Origin of the sequence: Catenuloplanes indicus, from assembly GCF_030813715.1 — a bacterium.
Classification (GTDB): Bacteria; Actinomycetota; Actinomycetes; order Mycobacteriales; family Micromonosporaceae; genus Catenuloplanes; species Catenuloplanes indicus.
Map to the genome: position 1 here is coordinate 1,514,756 of NZ_JAUSUZ010000001.1, position 23,173 is coordinate 1,537,928.

Annotated in this window: 17 protein-coding genes; 11 read left to right on the forward strand and 6 right to left on the reverse strand. The window is 71.9% G+C overall.

The genetic code is table 11. The features are described from left to right. Positions 1–22 precede the first annotated feature (22 nt). The 6 genes from J2S42_RS07160 to J2S42_RS07185 all read left to right on the forward strand — a co-directional run bounded on the left by J2S42_RS07160 (position 23) and on the right by J2S42_RS07185 (position 7,740). Entirely contained in the window at positions 23–3,643 is a 3,621-nt protein-coding gene (locus J2S42_RS07160; protein WP_307236450.1) for a LamG domain-containing protein, read from the forward strand. Positions 3,644–3,757: 114 nt separating this feature from the next. Further along, on the forward strand, positions 3,758–4,591 hold the full coding sequence (locus tag J2S42_RS07165; RefSeq protein ID WP_307236452.1) for an undecaprenyl-diphosphate phosphatase: 834 nt from the start codon (positions 3,758–3,760) through the stop codon (positions 4,589–4,591). A gap of 48 nt (positions 4,592–4,639) precedes the next feature. Continuing rightward, positions 4,640–5,305 (forward strand): response regulator transcription factor, encoded by a 666-nt coding sequence (locus J2S42_RS07170; RefSeq protein ID WP_307236454.1) that lies wholly within the window; start codon positions 4,640–4,642, stop codon positions 5,303–5,305. A gap of 115 nt (positions 5,306–5,420) precedes the next feature. Beyond that, entirely contained in the window at positions 5,421–6,839 is a 1,419-nt protein-coding gene (locus tag J2S42_RS07175) for a sensor histidine kinase (RefSeq protein WP_307236456.1), read from the forward strand. A 72-nt stretch (positions 6,840–6,911) separates the two neighbouring features. Further along, the gene (locus J2S42_RS07180) at positions 6,912–7,484 is read left to right on the forward strand and encodes a PepSY domain-containing protein (protein ID WP_307236459.1); all 573 of its coding nucleotides are present in this window, start codon (positions 6,912–6,914) and stop codon (positions 7,482–7,484) included. 97 nt (positions 7,485–7,581) lie between these two features. Then, entirely contained in the window at positions 7,582–7,740 is a 159-nt protein-coding gene (locus J2S42_RS07185) for a hypothetical protein (protein WP_307236462.1), read from the forward strand. Between the two features lie 45 nt (positions 7,741–7,785). Here J2S42_RS07185 and J2S42_RS07190 read toward each other — a convergent pair whose 3' ends face one another. After that, positions 7,786–9,039, reverse strand: coding sequence for a right-handed parallel beta-helix repeat-containing protein (locus J2S42_RS07190; protein ID WP_307248649.1), 1,254 nt, complete (start codon positions 9,037–9,039; stop codon positions 7,786–7,788). Between the two features lie 33 nt (positions 9,040–9,072). Beyond that, positions 9,073–9,621: a carbohydrate-binding protein gene (locus J2S42_RS07195; protein WP_307236465.1), complete on the reverse strand. Its 549-nt coding sequence runs from the start codon at positions 9,619–9,621 to the stop codon at positions 9,073–9,075. A 56-nt stretch (positions 9,622–9,677) separates the two neighbouring features. Here J2S42_RS07195 and J2S42_RS07200 point away from each other — a divergent pair, with 56 nt between their 5' ends. Beyond that, positions 9,678–10,505 carry a helix-turn-helix domain-containing protein gene (locus J2S42_RS07200; RefSeq protein ID WP_307236468.1) on the forward strand — a complete coding sequence of 276 codons (828 nt, stop codon included), beginning with the start codon at positions 9,678–9,680 and terminating at the stop codon, positions 10,503–10,505. Here J2S42_RS07200 and J2S42_RS07205 read toward each other — a convergent pair. After that, complete coding sequence (locus J2S42_RS07205) at positions 10,480–11,865, reverse strand: short-chain fatty acyl-CoA regulator family protein (RefSeq protein ID WP_307236472.1); 1,386 nt, start codon at positions 11,863–11,865, stop codon at positions 10,480–10,482. The two genes, J2S42_RS07200 and J2S42_RS07205, sit on opposite strands and share 26 nt — an antisense overlap. A gap of 158 nt (positions 11,866–12,023) precedes the next feature. Here J2S42_RS07205 and aceA point away from each other — a divergent pair, with 158 nt between their 5' ends. Together aceA and aceB are read left to right on the forward strand one after the other, a co-directional pair. Beyond that, positions 12,024–13,286 carry an isocitrate lyase gene (gene aceA, locus J2S42_RS07210; protein ID WP_307236476.1) on the forward strand — a complete coding sequence of 421 codons (1,263 nt, stop codon included), beginning with the start codon at positions 12,024–12,026 and terminating at the stop codon, positions 13,284–13,286. Beyond that, positions 13,283–14,869: a malate synthase A gene (gene aceB, locus J2S42_RS07215; protein WP_307236481.1), complete on the forward strand. Its 1,587-nt coding sequence runs from the start codon at positions 13,283–13,285 to the stop codon at positions 14,867–14,869. The genes aceA and aceB overlap by 4 nt, the downstream gene beginning before the upstream one ends. Here aceB and J2S42_RS07220 read toward each other — a convergent pair. The 3 genes from J2S42_RS07220 to J2S42_RS07230 form a co-directional block, all read right to left on the reverse strand. Next, on the reverse strand, positions 14,784–15,107 hold the full coding sequence (locus J2S42_RS07220) for a hemerythrin domain-containing protein (protein ID WP_307236484.1): 324 nt from the start codon (positions 15,105–15,107) through the stop codon (positions 14,784–14,786). The genes aceB and J2S42_RS07220 overlap by 86 nt on opposite strands. A gap of 88 nt (positions 15,108–15,195) precedes the next feature. Then, a complete protein-coding gene (locus J2S42_RS07225; protein ID WP_307236486.1) occupies positions 15,196–15,855 on the reverse strand; it encodes a ThuA domain-containing protein in 660 nt (219 codons plus the stop codon). Positions 15,856–16,066: 211 nt separating this feature from the next. Then, entirely contained in the window at positions 16,067–19,303 is a 3,237-nt protein-coding gene (locus tag J2S42_RS07230) for a S8 family serine peptidase (RefSeq protein WP_307236489.1), read from the reverse strand. Between the two features lie 238 nt (positions 19,304–19,541). Between J2S42_RS07230 and J2S42_RS07235 the strand changes: the two genes are divergently transcribed. Together J2S42_RS07235 and J2S42_RS07240 are read left to right on the forward strand one after the other, a co-directional pair. Then, positions 19,542–20,165, forward strand: coding sequence for a TetR/AcrR family transcriptional regulator (locus J2S42_RS07235; protein WP_307236492.1), 624 nt, complete (start codon positions 19,542–19,544; stop codon positions 20,163–20,165). Positions 20,166–20,200: 35 nt separating this feature from the next. Continuing rightward, positions 20,201–22,690 (forward strand): MMPL family transporter, encoded by a 2,490-nt coding sequence (locus J2S42_RS07240; RefSeq protein ID WP_307236495.1) that lies wholly within the window; start codon positions 20,201–20,203, stop codon positions 22,688–22,690. Positions 22,691–23,173 lie beyond the last annotated feature (483 nt).

Sequence of the window (23,173 nt, forward strand, 5' to 3'; positions counted from 1 at the left end):
ATGTCAATCACGGGAGCCCCTGGTGACATCACCGTCCTGGCCGCGTGCGCACCGCAGATCGCGCCGCGGCACGGCATCATCCATAGTTCTGCTGGTCACGGCCGGCGTCCTGCCACTGTGGACGCCACCGGCCGCCGCCGCGCCGACGGCGCCGGCGGCGTATCCGCGCTCGGAGGAGGCGACCGCGCTGGCCACGGCCGTGAAGTCCGGGCAGCGGGTCGAGGTGGCGTCGGAGCGGACCGCGTACGCGCAGGTGTTCGCGGACCCGTCGGGGAAGCTGGTGATGGAGTCGTCCGCGGTGCCGCAGCGGGTGCGCAACGACGACGGCAGCTGGTCCGCGCGGGATCTCGCGCTGGCACCGGCGGCCGACGGCACGCTGCGGCCGGCCGCGTCGGTCGCCGATGTGCGGTTCTCCCCCGGTGGTACGGGACCGGCCGTGACCGCGGTCGCGGACGGCAAGCGCCTGGAGCTGTCCTGGCCCGGCGCGCTGCCGAAGCCGGCCGTCACCGGCGACTCGGCCGTCTACGCCGGTGTGCTGTCCGGTGTGGACCTGGTGCTGCGCGCCACGCCGACCGGGTTCACGCACGTGCTGGTGGTCAGGACGCCGGAGGCCGCGGACGACGCGCGGGTGCGGCAGGTGGGCTTCACGGTCGGCGGTGACGCACGGCTGGTCGAGGACCCGGACGGCGGCCTGCGGGCGATCGCGGGGGACGTGGAGATCGCGTCCGCGGACAAGCCGATCATGTGGGACTCGGCCGCACCGGCCGCCGCCGCGACCGCGCGCGCGGCCCGGTCGAACACGCCGGCCGGGTCGACGCACGCGCAGCCCGGTGAGGCGGCGACGGTCCGGGAGATGGCGGCGGAGGTCACCGCCGGCGGTGACCTCCGGCTGGTGCCGGACGCGAGCCTGCTGGACGCGCCGAAGGAGCGGTTCCCGCTCTACATCGACCCGGCGTGGAGCACCGGCAAGTCCCGGTGGGCGTACGCGACGAGCAACAACTCGAACAACAACGTGCACAACGTCTGGGTGGGGCTGAACCCGTCCACCGGCGTGACCCACAGGTCGTTCTTCGTCTTCCCGACGAGCGCGATCAAGGGCAAGCACATCGAGTCCGCGTACGTGCAGATGAAGCTGGAGCACTCCTGGTCCTGCTCGGACGAGCCGACCAGCATGTACTGGGCCGGCGGGCTGAGCGGCGCGCCGCGTACCGCGTGGGCGACCGGCCTGAAGGGCTGGATGGCGACGGTCTCCTCGCATGCGAACGAGGCGGGCGGCTGCGGCACGATCCAGCCGGACCCGTGGAACAACTTCCAGGGCAGCGCGGTCACCAGCCGCATCCAGGCGATCGCGTCCGGCGGCGCGTCGGACATCACGATCGCGTTCACCGGCCAGGCACAGAACGGCACGCTGGAGCACGCGCAGGCGCGGTGGAAGCGCTTCTCGATGAACGACGCGAAGCTGATCGTCGACTTCGACACGCCACCGGCTGAGCCGACCGGCCTGCGACCGGCCGGCAACGGTTCCGGCTGCGGCACGATCGGCACGCTCAACGCCACGTTCCAGGCCGTCCCGCAGGACGCGGACGGGCACGCGCAGTCGGTCGAGTGGGAGTGGGCGGAGGTCAGCGCGTCCGGTGCGTACACCACGCAGCCCGCGCCGGGACGGACGACCGCGTCCGCCGGCGGCCTGGCCCAGGCCGCATCGGTCCGGCTCACCGAGGGCCGCAAGTACGCGTTCCGGGCCCGGTCGACCGACCCGGCGCCGTACAGCATCACCGGACCGTGGTCGGCATGGTGCGAGTTCGTCGCGGACATCAGCCGGCCGGCGCAGCCGACGATCACCATGACCACGCCGCCGACCGGGCCGGGCACACCGGTCGTCTACACGATCACCAGCACCGAGAGCGACGTGACGAAGTTCCGGTTCGGCTGGGCGCAGACCGCGGTCGCGGAGGTCACGGCGACCACGTCGGGCGCGCTGAAGACCGCCACGGTCAAGCTGACCGCGCCGAAGTACGGGCTGATCAACCTGTACGCGTACGCGGTCGACGCCACGCTGAACGACGGTGTGCTCGGCAAGAGCGAGGACTTCATCGTCGACCGGAAGCGGCCCGCGGTCGCCCGGTTCGGCCTCGAGACGTACCCGGGCATCAACGAGTCGGCCGCGCTCGCCGACCAGCAGGCCGCGCTCGCCGGTGACACGCCGCTGACCACCGTGAACACCACGTGGACCGACAACGGCCGGCTGGTCAACGGCCGTACGCTGACGTTCGGCAACACGGCCGCGCAGGCGACCGCGCCCGGGCTGGTCCCGGACATGACCAAGTCGTTCTCCGTCGCCGCCTGGGTGAAGCTCAACGACCTCAACGGTTTCCAGACCGTCGTGGCCAAGGACGCCGCGGCCGGTCAGTGGAGTCCGTTCCGGTTGCAGATGCGCACCGACACCGGCGGGCCGTCGTGGTGCATGACGCTGAACGCGCGCGTCGACCACGGCTCCGCACTGAGCGTGTGCTCACCGGTCAAGCCGGTCGCGGCCCGCTGGATGCACGTCGCCGGTGCCTGGGACGCGACCGACGGCAAGATCCGCGTCTGGGTCGACGGCTCCGAGACGAACGACACGTTCCTGACGCCGGTCAGCACCACGGGCGCACTGGTGGTCGGCCGGGCCACGAACGCCGGTGCCGCCGCGGACCAGCTGCGCGGCAGCGTCGCCGACGTGCAGTTCTTCGACCGGGTACTGGTCAAGGGCGACTTCACCGGCGTGCTCCCGGACGACCCCGAGTCCGGCGGCGTCGCCGAGCCGGGCATGCTGACCCCGCTCGAGGTCGGTAACTGGGACTTCGAGGGCGCCGGCTGGTGCTACGAGGAGGGGGCCTACCAGTCCGCCGACCGAGCCTGCCAGGCTCCGGACGCCACCGCGTTCAACCGCCGGCTGTCCATGACCACCGGTGCGGGCCTGGTCGCCGGCCGGGACGGCAGCAACGCGCTTCAGCTCAACGACGTGCACTTCGTCGACGACCCGTCCGACCCGCGGTACGGCACCGGCACGGCGGAACGGGCGCACGCGCAGTGGAACACCGCGGCCGCCGGGCAGCCGGAGACCTGGGTGCACAGCCCGGTCGCCCGCACCGACCAGTCGTTCACGGTCGCCGCGTGGCTGCGGCCGGACCAGCTGCCGTACGGCACGCACACCGCCATCTCGCTCCCCGGTAACGTCCAGGCGACCGGATACATCGGTATCCGCACCTACACCGTCGACGGCGTCACCCAGCGCCGCTGGGCGATCTCGACCCAGGACGCGGACGCGGTCACCGGCCGGAGCGGCGGCGTGTCCGCGACCACCAACCTGATCGACGAGGACGACCTGGGCGCGGTCTGGACCCACGTCACCGCGGTCTTCGACGCGTCCACGAAGACGGTCCGGCTGTACCTCAACGGCGACCTCGCCGGCACCGGCACGTGGGCCGGCCCGTGGCCCACCGCCGGCCCGTTCACGCTCGGCGCCGGCCGGTACTCGGCCACCGCCGGGGCCACCACCGGCCAGTGGGTCGACCAGTGGCGCGGCGCCATCGACGACGTCCACGTCTTCCAGGGCGCGGCGACGGACAGTGCGGTGCGGACGCTCTTCGACGCGGAGAGCTGACGTCCGGGACAGATCCGGCCTCCGCACCGGGGGCCGGATCTGTCCTACGGCGGGGGCGTTCCCTTACCAAAGTCGCATCCGCCGGGGCGGGGCCGCCCCATAGCGTCATCGCCCGTGAACATCCTCGAAGCGATCCTGCTCGGTGCCGTCGAAGGCTTCACCGAGTTCCTGCCCGTCTCCAGCACCGGGCATCTGACCATCCTGGAGAAGCTGCTCGGCTACCGGATCGACGCGCCGGACGTGACCGCGTTCACGGCGATCATCCAGTTCGGTGCGGTACTGGCCACGGTCATCTATCTGCGGGCGGACATCGCGCGGATCGTGCCGGCCTGGTGCCGTGGGCTGAGCGATCCGGCGCGGCGCGGGGGCGACTACCGGTTCGGGTGGGCGGTGATCCTCGGGTCGGTGCCGATCGCGATCGTCGGGCCGCTGTTCAAGGATCAGGTCGAGACGACGCTGCGCAGCCTGTGGTTCGTCGGGGGCGCCCTGATCGTGTGGAGCGGGGTGCTGTGGTTCGCCGACCGGGCGGCCACCCAGCGCCGACACGAGGGCGACGTGACCTGGAAGGACACCCTGATCATCGGTACGGCGCAGTGCCTGGCGCTGATCCCGGGCGTGTCCCGGTCCGGCGCCACCATGTCCGCCGGTCTGCTGCGTGACCTGGACCGGGTGACCGTGACCCGGCTGTCGTTCTTCCTGTCCGTCCCGGCGCTGACCGCGGCCAGCATCCTGCAGGGCGTCACCCGGTACGACACGATCGCGGCCGGGATCGGCTGGGTGCCGACGCTGGTCGCCACCGTGGTCAGCTTCGCCGTGGCGTACGCGTCGGTGACCTGGCTGTTGCGGTTCGTCGCCCGGCACACGTACACGGTGTTCATCGTCTACCGCGTCGTCCTCGGCGTGGTCGTGCTCACGCTGGTCGCGACGAACACGATCCCGGCCACGTAGGCGGGCCGTTCAGCTGCGTTTCAGCGGCGAGGCGGGACAATGGCGGGCGTGCGTGTGCTGGTCGTCGACGATGAGGTGCGGTTCACCCGGACGCTGCGGGCCGGGCTGGAGGCCGCGGGGTTCGCGGTCGACGTGGCCCACGACGGCGTGGACGCGCTGTGGCTGGCGCGGGAGAACACGTACGACGCGATCGTTCTTGATCTGATGCTGCCGAAGCTGAACGGCTACCGGGTGTGCGCCACGCTGCGCGAGGAGCGGAACTGGACGCCGATCCTGATGCTGACCGCGAAGGACGGCGAGTGGGACCAGGTCGAGGGCCTGGACACCGGCGCGGACGACTACCTGACCAAGCCGTTCTCGTTCCCGGTGCTGGTCGCGCGGCTGCGCGCGGTGACCCGGCGCGGACCCCGGGAGCGGCCGGTGCTGATCGAGGCGGGCGACGTGCGGCTCGATCCGGCCGCGCACCGGGTGTGGCGTGGCGACGCCGAGGTGGAGCTGACCGCGCGGGAGTTCGCACTGCTCAGCCACCTGGCCCGACACAAGGGGGACGTGCTGTCCAAACGCGACATCCTGGACACCGTGTGGGGTTTCGACTTCGACGGCGACCCGAACATCGTCGAGGTCTACGTCCGCCACCTCAGGAACAAGATCGGCCGAGACACCATCCAGACGGTACGCGGTGCGGGTTACCGACTCGGGACCGACGGTGGCTGACGACCGGCCGGCCCGGGATCCGGCGTCGCGGCCGGCGCGGGACTCGACGTCGCGGCCGACTCAGGATCCGGCGTCGCGGCCGGCCCGGGGTCCGGCTGGGAGGCCGGCCGCCTCCGTGAAGGTGCGGGCGACCGCCGGTGCGGTGCTGGTGGTGGCGGTCGCGCTGATCGCCGGCGCGGCCGCGCTGGTCCTGATGGTCCGGGAGTCGCTGCGCGACGGCCTGGAGACCCGGGCGGAGCAGCAGATCGCCACGCTGATCACCCAGCTCGGCCCGGCCGCGCCCGGCACGCCGGGCCCGGCCCCGTCGCAGACGCCCGGCCGGACGGCGCCGCCGGCACCGGACGGCACAGCAGCGCAGACGCCCGACGGCACAGCATCGCCGGACGCCACAGCAGCGCGGGCCCCGGACACCACGGCAGCGCGGGCGCCGGACGAGGACGACGACGAGGACGAGCCCGAGGACGTCGTCTGGCAGGTGATCGACGCGAGCGGCGCCGTGGCCGGCGCGTCCCAGCCGCTCGCGCGGGCGCTGCCGGCCGAGGACACCGCCCGGTTCACGCTGCCCGGCGCCGACCACGCCTACCTGGTGCGCACCGAGCGGGACGACGGGCGCACGATCGCGGTCGCCGTCTCGCTGGAGGAGGTCGACAACGGCACCGAGGCGCTGGTCACGCCGCTGGTCACCGGCATCCCGCTGCTGCTGATCGTCTGCGCGGCCGTCACCTGGATCGTGGTCGCGCGGGCGCTGGCGCCGATCGAGCGGATCCGCCGCGAGGCCGAGGAGATCACCGGTGACCGGCTGGACCGCCGGGTGCCGGAGCCTGCGTCGCGCGACGAGGTGCACCGGATGGCCCGCACGATGAACCGCATGCTGGCCCGGCTGCAGGCCTCGCGGGAACGGCAGCAGCGGTTCGTCGCGGACGCGTCGCACGAGCTGCGGTCGCCGCTGACCAGCATGCGGCAGGCCGCGGAGGTGGCGGACGCGCTGCCGGACGGCTACCTTGCGGAGACCGTGCTGGAGGAGTCGGCCCGGATGTCCCGGCTCGTCGACCAGCTGCTGCTGCTGACCCGGGCCGGGGAGGGCGCGGTCACCCGTACCCGCGAGGACGTTGATCTTGATGATCTGCTCCTGGCCGAGGCCGCGCGCGTGCGCCGCGCCGGGCTCACCGTCGACACCACCGGCGTGGCCGCCGGACGGGTGCGCGCGGACCGGGTGGCGATGGGCCAGGTGGTCCGGAACCTGGCCGACAACGCGGCCCGGCACGCCACCTCGCGCGTCGCGGTCGCGTTGCGTGAGACCCCCGGCGGCGTCACGCTGACGGTCGACGACGACGGCCACGGCATCCCCGCGGACCAGCGGGAACGCGTCTTCGATCGATTCGTCCGCCTGGACGAGGCGCGGGCCCGCGACGACGGCGGCAGCGGCCTCGGCCTGGCGATCGTCAAGGAGATCATCAACGGGTACGGCGGGAGCGTAACCGCCACGGACTCGCCGCTGGGCGGCGCCCGCCTGGTCGTGCACCTGCCCGCCTGATTCTTCTTCAGCCAGGATTCAGGCGGCCCGGCGCACGATGTGTCCGGTAACCACACCGGAAGGGCACATCACATGAACATCGCCAGGCTCCGCAGCAAGCGCGTGATCGTCTCCACCGTCGCGGTGGTCGCCGCCCTCGGCATCGGTGGCGGCGTCTGGGCCACCGCGGCCGGTGCCGACGTCGGCCAGGCCGAACGGGACCGTGCGGGCACCGCGGCCGTCCAGGCCGTCGGCGGCGGCACCGTGGTCGACGTGGAGGGCGACGACGAGGACGGCGCCGCCTTCGAGGTCGAGGTCCGCAAGGACGACGGCACCGAGGTGGACGTCGCACTGGACAAGAACTTCGCGGTCCTGACCCAGGAGACCGATACGCCCGGCACCGACGAAGACCCGGACGGGACCGGCGCGGACGGCACCGACGCGGGCGACCGTGCGCTGACCGGCGCCGAGCGCACCTCGGCCGAGCAGGCCGCGATCGCCGCGGTCGGCGCCGGCAGCACGGTCCTCTCCGTCGAGGCGAGCGACGGCACCGGTGACGACGCCGGTGTCGCCTACGAGGCCGACGTGCGCGACAGCGCCGGAGCCGAGTGGGACGTCGCCCTGGACGCGTCGTTCAAGGTCCTCACCAAGACCGAGGACAGGTAACCGGCATTCTCGTGATCGGGGCGTTCCGGCGCATGCGGCATGCCCTGATCGCGGTTGATGCCCCCTCGATCGCGGCGGATTCTGCGAGAATGCGGGCATGGGCGACTCCGAGGAGAAGATCGGCCGGCGTGCGCTGTTCGGCCGGACCACGCTGCTGGCCGCGGGTGCCGCGGTCGCGCTGCTCGGGCTGACCGGCTGTCCCGGCGGCGAGCAGGACGACGATGACGGTGACGACGACGGCGGCGATGACGACTGACGCGACGACGCGGCCCCCGGCCTGAGCCGGGGGCCGCGTCCCGCCTCAGCGCGTGACGGTGAACTGTGAGCCGGGCTGGATGACGATGTCGCCGTCCGCCGAGTTCGTGATGGTCACGTTCGTCAGCACCGCGTTGCCGCGCGCGCCGCTCATCGCGAGGATGCCGGCGCCGTTGTTCGAACGGTCGATCCGGACGTTCGTGATCGCCACGTTAGGCATGGTCCCGCCGCCGGTCTTGAACTGGATGCCGTCGTAGGTGGAGTCGGTGATCTCGGTGTCCCGGATGACCACGCCGGTGATGTCGCGCCCCTGCGGGAAGAGCGTGATCGCGCCGAACTCCTGGTCCTCGTTCCAGAACGCGCCGCCCGTACGGTGCAGGCCGTTGTTCGCGATCAGCGTGGTGCCGCCGAACGGCAGCGGATTGTGGTCGGTGGCCAGCATGATCCCCGGGTAGTTGGCCGTATCGGAGATCAGGTTGCCCTCGATCGCGTTGTTCGCGCCGCCGTAGATGGCGATGCCGTTCGCCCGCCACGGCAGCTGAACCGTGTTGTTCAGGAAGCGGTTGCCGGACCCGATGTCCACGCTCTGGTCGCGCACGTACGGGTTCGCCCACACCGCCAGCGCGTCGTCGCCCGTGGTCCGGAACGACGAGTTGACCACGCGCGAGTTCCTCGTACCGTTGCTGAGGTTGATGCCGTCCGCGTACGTGTTCCGGATCCGCATGTTCTCGAAGGAGACGTTGGTGCCCGGGTTCCAGTAGGCGGGCGTGTCCGAATAGTCGCGGCCGACCCAGGCGCCCACGTTGACGTGCTCGATCCACACGTTGCTGATCCGGGTGTCCCGCCCGAACCGCCCGTTGAGCCCGTGCCCACGGTTCGCCCGGTTCTGCGTGTTGCCGAAGATCGCCAGGTCGGAGATCTGCGTGTTGTCGTCGATCTCGAAGCCGACGTTGCCCTCGTGCGGGTGGTTGATGCCGCCCACCGCCTGGTGCGGCTGGGTGTCGGAGTAGAGCACGGTGTGCCACATGCCGGCGCCGCGGACCACCACGTTGCGAAGGCCGCGCTGGTTGTACTGGCCGCGGTTCGGGTCCGGTGAGAGGATCTTGGCTTCCTGCCGCCAGCGACCGGCCGGGATCCAGACGCACGGGATCACGCCGTTCTCGTCGTCGGTGACCGCGCGCTGGATCGCCGCGGTGTCGTCCTGCCCGTCGTCCGGCACCGCGCCGTACGCGGTGATCGAGGTGCAGCCGGCCGGTGCGGACGCGGCCGGTGCGACCTGCTCCAGATCGATCAGATCGATGACGTGGAACGCCGCGGTGTCACCGGCGTCGCGTTACAGCCGGAACCGGGTGCCGGCCGGGTACGACGTGCCGAGCAGCGCGCTGGTCTCGTCGAAGAGCCGGCGGGCGTCCGCGGACGGCGTGTTCGACAGGCTCTCCGTGTCGTCCGTGGTGCCGTAGAGCCAGCTGTTCCGCGACGACAGTGTCAGCTTGCGGTGGAACTGGTCGTTGACGTACAGGCTGATGGTGTGGTCCTGCCCGCCGCCGCCGGGCGCGTCCGGCACCGAGTTGCGGACCACGATCGAGTTCGCCGGGGCCGTGGACGTGAACTCGACGAACTGGCCGGTGCCGGTCAGCCGCACCGACCTGCGGCCGGAGGACTCGGAGCCGAAGTTGGTGTGCCCGAACGTACGCAGCGGGTCCGCCTCCAGCAGCGTGCCGTTGTGCCGCGCGGCCTCGGCCTCGTACTCGGTGTACGGCAGGGCGGCGCCGCGGCCGACCGCGACCGGTACGGACAGCGCGTTGTCGGTCTCGTCCAGCTCGGTGACCACGCCGGTCGCGTCCGCGGTGGCGGTCGCGGTGGCGGGTCTCCGTTTCGTCAACGGGGGGGGTGCGCTGCACCCAGGCCGGTCCGCACGATCCGGCCTACAGTGATCACATGGCTTCCTCACCGCTCGGCGACTTCCTGCGGCGCAGCCGGGACCAGGTCTCCCCCGCCGACGTCGGCCTGCACAGCACCGGTACGCGCCGGGTGGCCGGCCTGCGCCGCGAGGAGGTCGCGATGCTGGCCGGCGTCAGCGTGGACTACTACGTGCGCCTGGAGCAGGGCCGCGAGCGCACGCCGTCCGCGCAGATGCTGGACGCGCTGAGCAGCGCGCTGCTGCTCGGCGAGGACGCCCGCATGCACCTGTTCCGGCTGGCCGGCCTGGCACCGCGCGGCGGCGTCGACGCCGGTCCGGAGCGCGCCGACCCGTCGCTGCTCGCGCTGATGGACGCGTGGCCGGGCAACCCCGCGCTGCTGTACGGCCGCGCCTACGACGTGCTCGCCGCGAACCCGCTGGCCGAGGCGCTGTTCGACGGCTTCCCCTTCTCCCGCAACCTGATGCTGACGCTGTTCCTCGCGCCCGGCGCGCGCACGTTCTACCGCGACTGGCCCACGGCCGCCGCGAACGCGGTCGCCGGGTTCCGGCTCGCGTTCGGCGCCGCGCCGCACCACCCGCGGGTCCGCGACGTGCTGGCCACGCTCACCGAGCACAGCCCGGACTTCCGCACGCTGTGGGCCGACCACCGGGCCCGCGGCAAGTCGATGGACGTCAAGGCGTTCCACCACGCCGAGGTCGGCGACCTCACGCTGCGCATGCACACGTTCGACGTGCGTGCCGCGCCCGGGCAGGAGCTGGTCGTCTACCACGCCGACCCGGGCACGCCGTCCGCCGACGCGCTGCGCCTGCTCACCATGGTCAAGGACGCAGCGGGTACGGAATGAACGTGCTGCGGTTCTCGTCCAGGTCGAGCCGGCCGTTGATCGGGGCCGCGGCGCGCTGCGGGCAGTTCGACCGCGCGCACGTCTTGCAGCCGGGGCCGATCGGCGTCGCCGCGGCCACGTCGTGCAGGTCCGTCCCGGCCGAGTAGACCAGCCGGCCCGCGTGCCGGATCTCGCAGCCCAGCCCGATCGCGTAGACCTTGCCGGGCTGGCCGTACCCGCCGTGGTGCCGGGTGATGGTCCGGGCGATCCACAGGTAGCGCTGCCCGTCCGGCATCGCGGCCACCTGCGTCACCACCCGGCCCGGGGCGCCGAACGCCTCGTAGACGTTCCACAGCGGACAGGTGCCGCCGGTGCGGGAGAACGGGAAGCCGGTCGCGGACTGCCGTTTGGACAGGTTGCCGGCCCGGTCGACGCGCACGAACGAGAACGGCACGCCCCGGGCCCGCGGCCGTTGCAGCGTGCTCAGCCGGTGGCAGATGCTCTCCCACCCCATGCCGAAGTGCTCGGTGAGCAGCTCGATGTCGTACCGGCGCTGCTCCGCCGCGGCCAGGAACCGCTCGTAGGGCAGGATCAGCGCGGCCGCGAAGTAGTTGGCCAGCCCGACCCGGGTGAGGATCTGCGTCTGCACGTCGTCGAAGCGCTCCTCCTCGACGATCTCGTCGATCACGTCCGCGTACTCCAGCAGCGCCAGCTGGGCCGCCATCCGCATCGCCTCCTGCCCGGCCCGCAGCGATGTGGACAGGTGCAGCGTGCGGGTCTGCGGCCGGTACCGGTGCAGGTCGCCGCCGAGCGCACCGGCGTCGTCGTGCGCGATGCCGATGCCGTGCCGCTCGGCCAGGTGCTCGCGCAGCCGGGTGCGGACCTCGCCGCGGCGCAGTCCCATCGCGCCGGCCAGCCGCTCGGCCGCCTCGTCCAGGTCCGGCACGTAGTTCTGCCGCCGGTAGAAGAACTCGGTCACCTGGTCGTGCGGGGTCCGGCCGAGCTGCTCCCGGTCGCCGACCAGCTCGGTCAGCTGATCCGCGACCTGCCGATAGCGGCGGTGCAGGTCGATCACGGCCTCCGCGACGTCCGGCAGCCGGCCGGCGAACTCGGTCAGCGCCGCGACGCCACCCGCGCCGTCCAGCGCCTCGCGCAGCGCCGCGGCCAGCTGCGGCGTGGCGTGCGGGGAGAACACGCCCGGGTCGACGCCGAACAGCTCGGTCGCGCGGATCAGCACCGGCGCGGTCAGCGGCCGCACGTCGTGCTCGATCTGGTTCAGGTAGCTGGGCGAGATGCCGAGGTGCCGGGCCAGCTCGGTCTGGCTCAGCCCGCGGTCCTCCCGCAGCCGGCGCAGCCGCGCCCCGGCGAAGATCTTCGTCATCGACGGCCTCCGAGCGTTGGCAGTGCTGTAAATATGCCGGTTAACAAGTTGGCAAGCCACCGCCGAAACTTCGCAGTAATTGGCTTCTTGCGTGCCTCGACCGCCGGTCCGCGACCGTGTGACCGTGTGCTTCCGGCCTTCGACGAAGGAGTGGCGTGATGACGGCGGAAGACCTACGGCGCGAATGGGACACCGACCCGCGATGGAACGGCGTCGAGCGCTCGTACACCGCGGCGGACGTGATCCGGCTGCGCGGCGTGGTGCGCGAGGAGCACACGCTCGCCCGGCGCGGCGCGCAGCGGCTGTGGCAACTGTTGCACGACGAGGACTACGTGCCCGCGCTCGGCGCGCTGACCGGCAACCAGGCGGTGCAGATGGTCCGCGCCGGGCTGAAGGCGATCTACCTGTCCGGCTGGCAGGTCGCGGCGGACGCGAACCTGGCCGGGCACACCTACCCCGACCAGAGCCTCTACCCGGCCAACTCGGTGCCCGCGGTGGTCCGCCGGATCAACAACGCGTTGCTGCGGGCCGGGCAGATCTCCGCGGCCGAGGGCGACCAGGGCACCGACTGGCTCGCGCCGATCGTCGCGGACGCGGAGGCCGGGTTCGGCGGCGTGCTCAACGCGTACGAGCTGATGACCGCGATGATCGTGGCGGGCGCGGCCGGCGTGCACTGGGAGGACCAGCTCGCCGCCGAGAAGAAGTGCGGTCACCTCGGCGGCAAGGTGCTGGTCCCGACCGGTCAGCACGTGCGGACGCTGGAGGCGGCCCGGCTCGCCGCGGACGTCGCCGGTGTGCCGTCGGTGATCATCGCGCGGACCGACGCGCAGGCCGCCACGTTGCTGACCACGGACGTCGACGAGCGGGACGCGCCGTTCGTCACCGGCGACCGTACCGCCGAGGGTTTCTACCGGTTCCGCAACGGCATCGACGCGTGCGTGGCCCGCGGGCTCGCCTACGCGCCGCACGCGGATCTGCTGTGGATGGAGACCAGCACGCCGGACCTGGAGGTCGCGCGCCGGTTCGCCACCGCGATCAAGGAGCGGTACCCGGACCAGCTGCTGGCCTACAACTGCTCGCCGTCGTTCAACTGGCGCCGGCACCTGGACGAGACCACGATCGCGAAGTTCCAGCGCGAGCTCGGCCACATGGGCTACCGGTTCCAGTTCATCACGCTGGCCGGTTTCCACGCGCTGAACTACTCGATGTTCGACCTCGCGCACGGCTACGCCGCCGACGGCATGCCCGCCTACGTGGAGCTGCAGGAACGCGAGTTCGCCGCGGAGGCGCGCGGCTACACCGCGGTCAAGCACCAGCGAGAGGTCGGCACCGGCTACTTCGACCTGATCAGCACCGTGCTCAACCCGGCCGCGGAGACCACGGCGCTGCACGGCTCGACCGAGGCGGAGCAGTTCGCATGAGACACCGGATCAAAGGCACGATCGGCGCACGGTACGACGAGGTGCTCACGCCCGCGGCGCTGGACTTCCTGGTCGCGCTGGACAGCCGGTTCGCCGGTCGCCGGACCGTGCTGCTGGACGCCCGCCGGGTGCGCCGCGCCCGGTGGGCCGGCGGCCAGGTGCCCGGCTTCCGGCCGGAGACCGCGCACATCCGGGAGGGTTCGTGGCAGGTCGCGCCGGCCGCAGCCGGGCTGCGCGACCGGCGGGTCGAGATCACCGGCCCGCCGGAGCCGAAGATGGCGGTGAACGCGCTGAACTCCGGCGCGGACGTGTGGATGGCCGACTTCGAGGACGCCACCGCCCCGACCTGGGACAACCTGATCTCCGGGCAGCTGACGCTGATCGACGCGCGGGACCGCCGCCTGGACTTCACCGACGCGCGCGGCAAGCGCTACGTGCTCGGCGACCGGACCGCGACGATCGTGGTGCGGCCGCGCGGCTGGCATCTCGCGGAGAAGCACGTGGTGGTCGACGGCCGGCCGATCCCGGCGAGCCTGTTCGACTTCGGGCTCGCGCTGTTTCACGGCAGCCACTACTTCTACCTGCCGAAACTCGAGGACCACCACGAGGCGCGGCTGTGGAACGACGTGTTCGTCTTCGCCCAGCACTACCTCGGCCTGCCCGCCGGGACGATCCGGGCGACCGTGCTGATCGAGACCATCACCGCGGCGTTCGAGATGGACGAGATCCTGTACGAGCTGCGCGAGCACGCGGCCGGGTTGAACGCGGGCCGCTGGGACTACATCTTCAGCATCATCAAGAATCTCGGGCAGCGGCAGGAGTTCGTGCTGCCGGACCGGTCCGCCGTCACCATGACGGTGCCGTTCATGCGCGCCTACACCGAGCTGCTGGTCCGCACCTGCCACCGGCGCGGCGCGTACGCGATCGGCGGCATGTCCGCGTTCATCCCCGGCCCGGCCGTGCCGGACGCGCTCGACCGGGTCCGGGCGGACAAACAGCGCGAGGCCGCCGACGGCTTCGACGGCTCCTGGGTCGCGCACCCCGGCCTGGTCGGCGTGTGCCGGGCCGCGTTCGCCGGCCGGGTGCATCAGCTGGACCGTACCCGGGACGACGTGGACGTCACCGAGGCGGACCTGCTCGCCGTCGACAAGACACCCGGTCAGGTCACCGCGGCCGGCCTGCGCGCGAACGTGTCCGTGGCGCTGCGCTACGTCGACGCGTGGCTCGGCGGCACCGGCGCGGTGGCGCTGGACCACCTGATGGAGGACGCCGCGACCGCGGAGATCGCGCGCTGCCAGGTGTGGCAGTGGCTCCACCACCGCACGCCCCTGGCGGACGGCGGCACGGTCACCCCGGAGCTGGTCGAGTCGATCGTCGCGGCGGAGCTGACGTCGCTGTCCGCCGGCCGGGCCGGGGCGGCCGCGGACGTGTTCCGGCACGCCGCGCTGGGCGAGGAGCTGCCGGCGTTCTTCACCGGTTACGCGTACGCGCACCACCTCACAGCGGGCCCAGCACCGACCGCGGATCGGTGTCCAGCGCCAGCGTCTCCAGGACCGTCAGCAGCTGCCGTTCCTCGAACCTGAAGTGCGACTCCATGATCGCGGCCACCCCCTCCAGGTGCCGGTCCAGCTCCGCGGACGGGGCGGCCCGGTCCACGGCGGCCTGAAGACCAGCCAGCAGGTAGGCGATCATGGAGTGGTCCTGTCCCAGCGACCGCAGCGTGTCACGCAGGCCCGGGTGCTGCTCCGCGATCGCCGGGAACAGCAGGCGGTCCTCACCCTCGTGACGGGCGGTCAGCGCGGCGCAGAACCCTGCCTCCATGCCTGACACGGTCTGCCACCGGCACGCGACGCTGCACCGAAGCCTGCGCGACCCCGGCCCGGCGCCGGAAGCCACGGGGACCGTGGCGTCAGGGGGTGCGGCCGGTGGCGTAGCGGAGACCGCCGAGCAGGTGGGCGCGCATGGCGGGCTCGGCGTAGGAGGCGTCGGTGTGGCCGAGCGCGGTGTAGAACGAGCGGCCGCCGAGCGTGTCGTGGCACCAGGCCAGCGGGTGGTCGGCGCCCATCCTCCCGCCGGAGTAGGACGTCTCGTCGGCGCGCAGCAGCACGTGCACGGCGTCGCGCGGGTTGGTGCGGAAGTCGTACCACTCGTCGGTCCGGGGCCACGTCTCCGGCAGGTGCGCGGTGGCCGGGTGGGTGCGATCCTCGACCAGGACCCGGGCCGGCTGCACCTCGGGGTGGGTGTCGAACCGGGCGCCGACCAGCGTGCCGAAGAACGGCCAGTCGTACTCGGTGGTGGCGGCCGCGTGGATGCCGGCGAAACCGCCGCCGCCGCGCACGTAGCCCTCCAGGGCGTCGCGCGCGGCGGGGTCGTCGGAGATCGTGCCGCTCGTGCTGAGGAACGTGACGGCGGCGAAACCGGCCAGCTCCGCCCGGGTCAGCACCGCGGGGTCCTCGGTCGCCACGACCTCGAAACCGTGCTCCCGGCCGAGCGCGGTCAGCGCCGCCACCCCGGCCGGGATCGAGTCGTGCCGGAAGCCCGTCGTCCGGCTGTACACCAGGATTCGCACCCGGCGAGCCTAACCGGGGGTGCCGCCGGCCGGCGGTCCGGCAGCGACACACGAGGTCGTCCGGGCTGCGGGTCTCCGGCGTCGTCGCCGCGTGTCCGGAGCCGCGGGCGAGCCGCTGATCAGGTCGTTGCCGGTGCCGCCGCGGATGAGCGGGCCGGGCCCGGCACGGACATGGATCCGTGCCGGGCCCGGCCGCAGGGGGAACGTGCGGTTACTGCACCGACGCCACGGTCACCACCGCGGTGCCGACGACCGCGCCCTGATCCGTGACCACCTGCATCTCACCGGTCAGCGAGCGGCCCGCCGGCGGCACGGTGGCCGCCGTGACGGTGCCGTTCACCGTCAGCGTCGCGCCGTTGGCCAGCGTCGTGAACGCCTGCGGCGCCGCGAGCGAGCCGAGCGCCGGCGAGTAGTACGCGTCCCGGTAGTCGAACGTGGTCGTGCCGGCCGGGACCGCGTACCCGTCGATCTCCACCCGGTAGGTGCCGGCCGGCGGGTTCGCCAACGACACCGACTCCTCCGAGTCACCGTCCGCGCTGCGGGCGATGTACGTGGTGGAGCTGCCCAGGTAGAGGAACAGGTCCAGGTCCGCGATCGGGTCGCTGGTGCCGCCGATCGCCACGTCCAGGCGGGTGGTGCCGGCCGGGACCTCGATCGTGTACTCCAGCGTCTCGCCGTTCGCGATGGTCGGCCGGGTCTGGAGCACGCTACCCAGCGCACCGCCCTGCCCGCTCGCCTTGATCGGCCCGAACGTGTTCTTCGCGGTCCAGGTCAGCGGCGTGCCGACACCGGCCTTGACCGAGGCCAGCTCGGTGAGCGCCGGGGTCAGCGTGACGCCCTGCGCCGCCGCCGTGATCGTGTACGGGTTGGACAGCATCGGCGACGTGCGCCGCGACTCGACCTCGATCTCCCAGATGCCCGGCGCCGGGTTCCGGTAGTCGCGCTCGATGCCCTTGCACGGCGAGACCGGCTCGTAGTTGGTGTAGCAGTCGACCGACGACGTCGAGTCGCGCGGCACACCGGACGGGTCGATCGCGATGAACCGGGTCTGCGAACCGGCCGCCAGACCGGACAGGTTGACCTGCAGCGCACCGGCACCGGCCGGCACGTTGACGAAGTACGACTGGGTGTCGTTCCGGTCGACCTTGCCGGAGGCGGAGAACGAGTAGTTCTTCGCCGGCAGCTCGGCCGCGGCGACCACGGTGGTCATCACCTCGTAGTCGATGACCGGGGTCGCCGGGTCGTCGACCTTCAGCAGCGCCGCGTGCGCACCGGCGGACGGCTTCGCCGTGACCGACACCGTGATCGTCTTGTTCAGCGGCACGGAGACGAACGTCGGCGCGTTGAACGTACCGTCGTTGCCGACCCAGCTGAGCTTGTGCGTGATCGCCCGGGCCGGCCCGGACGTCCGCGTGATCTTGATCTGGTAGGTCTTCGCCTGGCCCGGCTTGTGGCCACCCTCGGACGCGGCGCACCGGTTGTAGATGCCCGGGCCCTGGTGCGGCGTCGGCTCGTCGTCGATGCCGATCAGGCCGGACAGCGGCGTGCAGACCGGCGCCGTGGACGTGTACGTCCGCGTCTCCAGGTCGGTCTTCAGCAGCTTCCAGGCCGCCTGCACGTCGAACAGGCCGTAGCCCTGCTCGTACGCGGTGACGCCCTTGATGAACGACGCCGTGGTGTAGATGCCGCGGCGCAGCTGCGCCGGGGTCAGCCCGCGGTCGTTCGCGCGAGCCGCGGAGAGCAGCAGCGCGGCCGCACCGGCGGCCTGCGGGGACGCCATCGACGTACCGTTGAACATGGCGTAGCCCGGCGGCAGCGAGTAGCCGGCCTGCGCGCCCGGCTGGCCCGGCTGCCAGGTCGGCACCGAGGAGATGGCGGAGCCCGGCGCCACGATGTTCGGCTTGAAGCCGCCGTCCTCACGCGGCCCGCGGGAGGAGTACGGGTGCATGCCGTACGCCGTGTTCACGACCGAGCCGTAGTTGGCCAGCCAGGTCTCCTTGCTGATGCTGGAGCCGACCGAGATCACGTCCGCCGCGGTCGACGGGTCGCCGAGCGTGTTCAGGCCGGGGCCGGAGTTGCCCGCGGAGATGAACATCTGCACGCCGTAGTCGTTGATCAGGCGGTTGTAGAGCATGGTCCACGCGTTCCGGCCGTCGTTCAGGCCGGAGAGCCCGCCGATCGACATGTTGATCACGTCGACCCGGCGGTTGACCACCATGTCCACCATGCCGTCGGTCAGCGCGGCGTAGGTGCAACCACCGCCCCAGTTGCAGGCGCGGCCGGAGACGATCTTCGCACCCGGCGCCTGGCCGTCGAAGGCCTCGTTGCCGAACATGTTGCTGCCCGCGGCGATGCCGGCCACGTGCGTGCCGTGCGCGCTCTCCACGATGCCGACGTTCACCCAGTCGTAGCCCTGGTAGTCCTCGCGGTACTCCACGACGAACGGCATGTGCTCGGCGATCGCGGTGGCCGGGTTGTCCGTACCGAAGTGGCCGACCTGGAACTTCTCCTTGTACGGCCGCATCACGGTCTCGTCGGTGAAGCTGCGGTCGAGGTCGGTGTCGACCCGGACGTCGTGCGTCACCGGGTCGTAGAGCACGCCGAACGCGTCCGTGGTGTCGCCGTCGCGGTTGACGTCGCCGGCCGGCTCGCTACCGGCGGTGACCGACTCACGGAACACGCTGATGTAGTGGTTGCCCGCCGGCAGCGTCCAGGTGACGCCGAGGTAGGCGACGCTCGGCCCGGCGGCCGGCTGCACCATCGGGCGCCAGGTCGCGTCCTCCAGCGGGTCGGTCGCGGTGAACCAGTCGACGATCTTGCGTTCGCCGGTGGACGTGGTCTGCAGCGCCGGGTGGTCCAGGTCCACGCCGGAGTCCATCACGCCGATCGTGATGCCGCGGCCGTCGTACGCCGGATTCTTCTTCTTGAAGTCCACCGACCCGGTGTCGCCGGTCGGCATGTACGGGTTCTTGGCCGGCGTGGTGGCCCCGGGACCGGCGGCCGCCTTCGCCGCCGCGCCCGCGGACAGCCCTTCGGCCGGGTCCGGCAGCGTGAGCGTCCGGTCCAGGTCGAGCGCGGCGACGCTCGGCAGCTGGGCCGCGCGCACCACCGCGCCGGTGGGGACCTTGGCCAGCACGTAGCCGAGCTTGTCGACGCTGCGCGAGACGGTGGCGCCGAGTGCCGTCAGCTCACCGGCGACTGCGCCGGCCCGCCCGGTGTCGGTGGCGACCAGCACGGTCACCGTGGGCTTGCCGCTGGCCTCGGCCTCGGCGAGCAGCTTCGCGTCCTCGGCGCCGAGCGCCTCGGCCGGTGAGGCCTTGGGTATCTCGGTCTCTATCGGATCCGCGCTGGCCGGGCTCGCGCCCGGCAGCATGACGGCGCCGGCCGTGAGGCCGGACGCCAGGAGTGTGGCGAGACTCCGCCGCCCCCTGCTGGAGAGGTGACTCACGAAGGTCCTCCGTGAACGGGGCCCTGGGGTACAGGGCTCGACATGAATCTTCTAGTGGCTTGAAGATCCATATGTCAATGCGATCACCATCGTTTTCTGAAGTGGATTTCAACACCGATTCACATTCGCTTACGAACCGGTTTCCCTCCTGTTTCGCCTGTGAGCAGCAACAATGCGAAAGAGGGGGTACGTCACACGAAGTTGCACCGAGTGCAACGGTGCACTTAGTGTAAGGATCGTGCTGCCCACCGACCGTCGCGCCGCACTCAAGGCGCGCCACCGCCGCGCGATCATCGAGGCGGCCACCGCGCTGATCTCGGAGAGCGGCGCGGCCCGGTTCAGCGTGGACCAGCTGGCCGCGCGCGCGGACGTCTCCCGGCGCACGGTCTTCAACCACTTCGCCTCGATCGACGACATCGTCACCACCGCGTGCACCGACGTGCTCCGCGTCGTGGTCGACAACTTCCGCGCGGTCTTCACCGCCAGCCCGATAGAGCCCGGCAACCGCGCGTCGATGTTCGCCGCGGTCGCCGCCGCGCTGCGCGCCTCCGACGTGCCGAGCGTGATCGCGTTCATCTGGCAGGCGCTCGGCGGCTTCGGTCCCGGCGACCCACGACCGCAGCAGATCTTCCAGGCCACGTTCTCCCGTACCACCGACGAATTGGCTCGTGAACTGGCCGAGCGCAACGCGGCCGAGGATTCTCTCGACGCGGAATTGCTGGTCAGCTCCCTCATGCACGGCGTCGAGGTGATCGCGCACCACTGGATCGCCGAGACCGGCGCCGCGACCGACGAGGCCGCGCTCGCGCTCTGGGCCCGGCTGCTCGACCGGCTCATCGACAACATCCGCACCGGCTACTGACCGTACGATCGGAAAGCAAAGGGACCATGGCAGAGATGCTGTATCGCCTGGGACGCTTCAGCGCCCGGCGAGCGTGGGCAGTCCTGATCACCTGGCTGGTGATCCTGGGCCTGTCCGTCACCGCCTACTTCGTCGCGGGCGGCGCGCTGTCGTCGCAGGTGACCATCCCGGGCACGGAGACCGCCAAGGTCACCGACCAGCTCGCGGAGCGGTTCCCGGTGGCCAGCGGCGGCACCGGCACTATCGTCTTCCACACCGCGGACGGCTCGCCGTTCACCGCGGAGCAGCAGGCCGCGATCGGCGCGCTGCTGACCTCCACCGGTGAGCTGGACGGCGTCTCCGCCACCCGCGACCCGTTCGCCACCGCACAGCAGATCGCGGCGCAGAGCCAGCAGCTCGCCGCGGGCCAGCAGCAGATCGACACCGAGCGCGGCAAGCTCGACGCCGGCCAGGCGCAGCTGGACGCGGGCCGCCAGCAGCTGGAGTCCGCGAAGGCGCAGGCACCGCCCGCGGCCGCGGCCCAGTTCGCCGCGCAGGAGGCGCAGCTGGCCGAGCAGCAGGCCCAGCTGGACGCGGGCCGCACCCGGCTGGACGCGGAGGCCGCGAAGCTCGACATCGGCCGCCAGCTGCTGGAGATGTCGTCCGGGATCCGCACGGTCTCCGAGGACAACACCACCGCGGTCGCCGCGGTCGTCTTCGCCGAGGCGCAGATGGACGTCACGCCGGAGACCAAGGAGCGCGTGGTCGACCACGTCACCGAGGGCGTCCCGGCCGGTGTCGAGGCGGACTTCTCCAACGAGATCACCCAGACCGTGCCGCAGGTCTTCGGCGTCGGCGAGGCGGTCGGCCTGGTGGTCGCCGCGATCACGCTGATCGTCATGCTCGGCACGCTGATCGCGGCCGCGCTGCCGCTGATCGGCGCGCTGGTCGGCGTGGGCGTCGGCGTCACCGTGTCGCTGGCCATGTCCGGCGTCATCGACATGCTCTCCATCACGCCGGTGCTCGGCGTGATGCTCGGCCTCGCGGTCGGCATCGACTACAGCCTGTTCATCCTGAACCGGCACCGCCGCCAGTTGCTGGCCGGCATGGACGTGCACGAGTCGATCGGCCTGGCCAACGGCACCTCCGGCAACGCGGTCGTGTTCGCCGGCTCCACCGTGCTGGTCGCGCTGCTCGCGCTGAACATCACCGGCATCGGCTTCCTCGGCCTGATGGGCACGGTCGGCGCGATCTGCGTCGCGGTTGCCGTGATCATCGCGGTCACGCTCACCCCGGCGCTGCTCGGACTGCTCGGCCTGCGCGTGCTCACCAGGAAGGCGCGCGCCACGATCGGGCAGCCGCACCACGACACCACCCCGACCGCGCCGATGGGCACCGGGCGCGCGATCCTGACCGTGATCGCGTCGCTGGCCGTGCTGATCGTGGTCGCGATCCCGGCACTGTCCATGCGGCTCGGCCTGCCGGACGGCTCGTCGGAGTCCGAGGACTCCACCCAGTACCAGGCGTACACCATCACCGAGCGCGCGTTCGGCGCCGGCGTCAACGGCCCGCTGCTGGTCGTGGCGGAGCTGCCGGCCGCGGTCGCGGACGAGGAGGCCGCCCGCCCCGAGCAGGTCCGGATCGGCAACCTGCTGCTCGGCCACGCGGACGTCACCGCGGTCGCGCCGATCGGCCTCTCCGACGACAAGCAGCTGCTCGCGTTCCAGGTCATCCCGGCCGAGGGCCCGAACAGCGTCTCCACCGGCCAGCTCGTCCGCGACCTGCGCGCCATGTCCCCGATCGAGGGCGACGTGACGCTCGGCGTGGCCGGCAGCGCCAGCGGCAACATCGACGTCTCCGAGCAGCTCTCCGACGCGCTCCCGCGCTACCTCGCGGTCGTCGTCGGCCTGTCCCTGATCATCCTGATCTTCGTGTTCCGCTCGATCCTGGTCCCGGTCACCGCCACGCTCGGCTTCGTGCTGTCGCTGTTCGCCACGTTCGGCGGCATCACCGCGATCTTCCAGTGGGGCTGGCTCGGCCAGATCTTCGACGTGCACGACCCGGGCCCGATCCTGAGCTTCCTGCCCACCATCCTGATCGGCATCCTGTTCGGCCTCGCCATGGACTACCAGCTCTTCCTGGTCTCCGGCATGCGCGAGGCCTACGCGCACGGCGCTCCCGCCCGGCTCGCCGTCCGCCAGGGCGTACACGCCGGCCGCGTCGTGGTCACCGCCGCCGCGATCATCATGATCTCCGTCTTCGGCGGCTTCATCTTCAGCCACACCACGATGATCCGCTCGATCGGCTTCGGCCTCGCCTTCGGCGTCCTCGCCGACGCGTTTCTGGTCCGCATGCTGCTCATCCCGGCCGTCATGCACCTGCTCGGCACGTCCGCCTGGTGGATCCCGCGCTGGCTCGACCGCATCCTGCCCAACGTCGACGTCGAGGGTGCCGCCCTCGAACGCCGCCACCCCACCGCACCGCACGAGACCCCGGAGAACACGGCCAGCACGGCCGAGGAGACTCCCGCCGCGAAACCGATCTGACCTCGCCCGGCCGGAAGCGCGGAGCCCTTGATGCTCGCGCTTCCGGCGTGGTCACCGTCCGTACGCTCCCGCGGCACCGGTCGTCGCCGGTGCTCCTCCCCGCGGGAGCCGAGGGTGGCATGGACGCACAACCCGCGATGCCCGCCGCTTCCAGCGGCGGGCATCGCCGTTCACCACCGCACCCGTGGCCGCCGCGCGACGCGGGGAGTGACCGCCGGGCCCCGGACGAGCCGCTCGGCAGCGGGAAGGCGGGCATGGGAATCCACGCCTCCCCCCGTCCCGCGGGAACGCACCCCGGCGGCTCGGCGAACGGAGCCGTGGCCGCGCCCGGACCGGCGGGCTGACGGGCCGCGGCGTCCGGCCGGCACTCCGCGCATGACGAGCTGGGCGATCGCGATTTCAAATATTCGCGCCCGGCGGATTACCTTTCAAATTGGCGCCAATTCAAATTGGCGCTATTCTCGATCTCCGCAACGCGCCTTT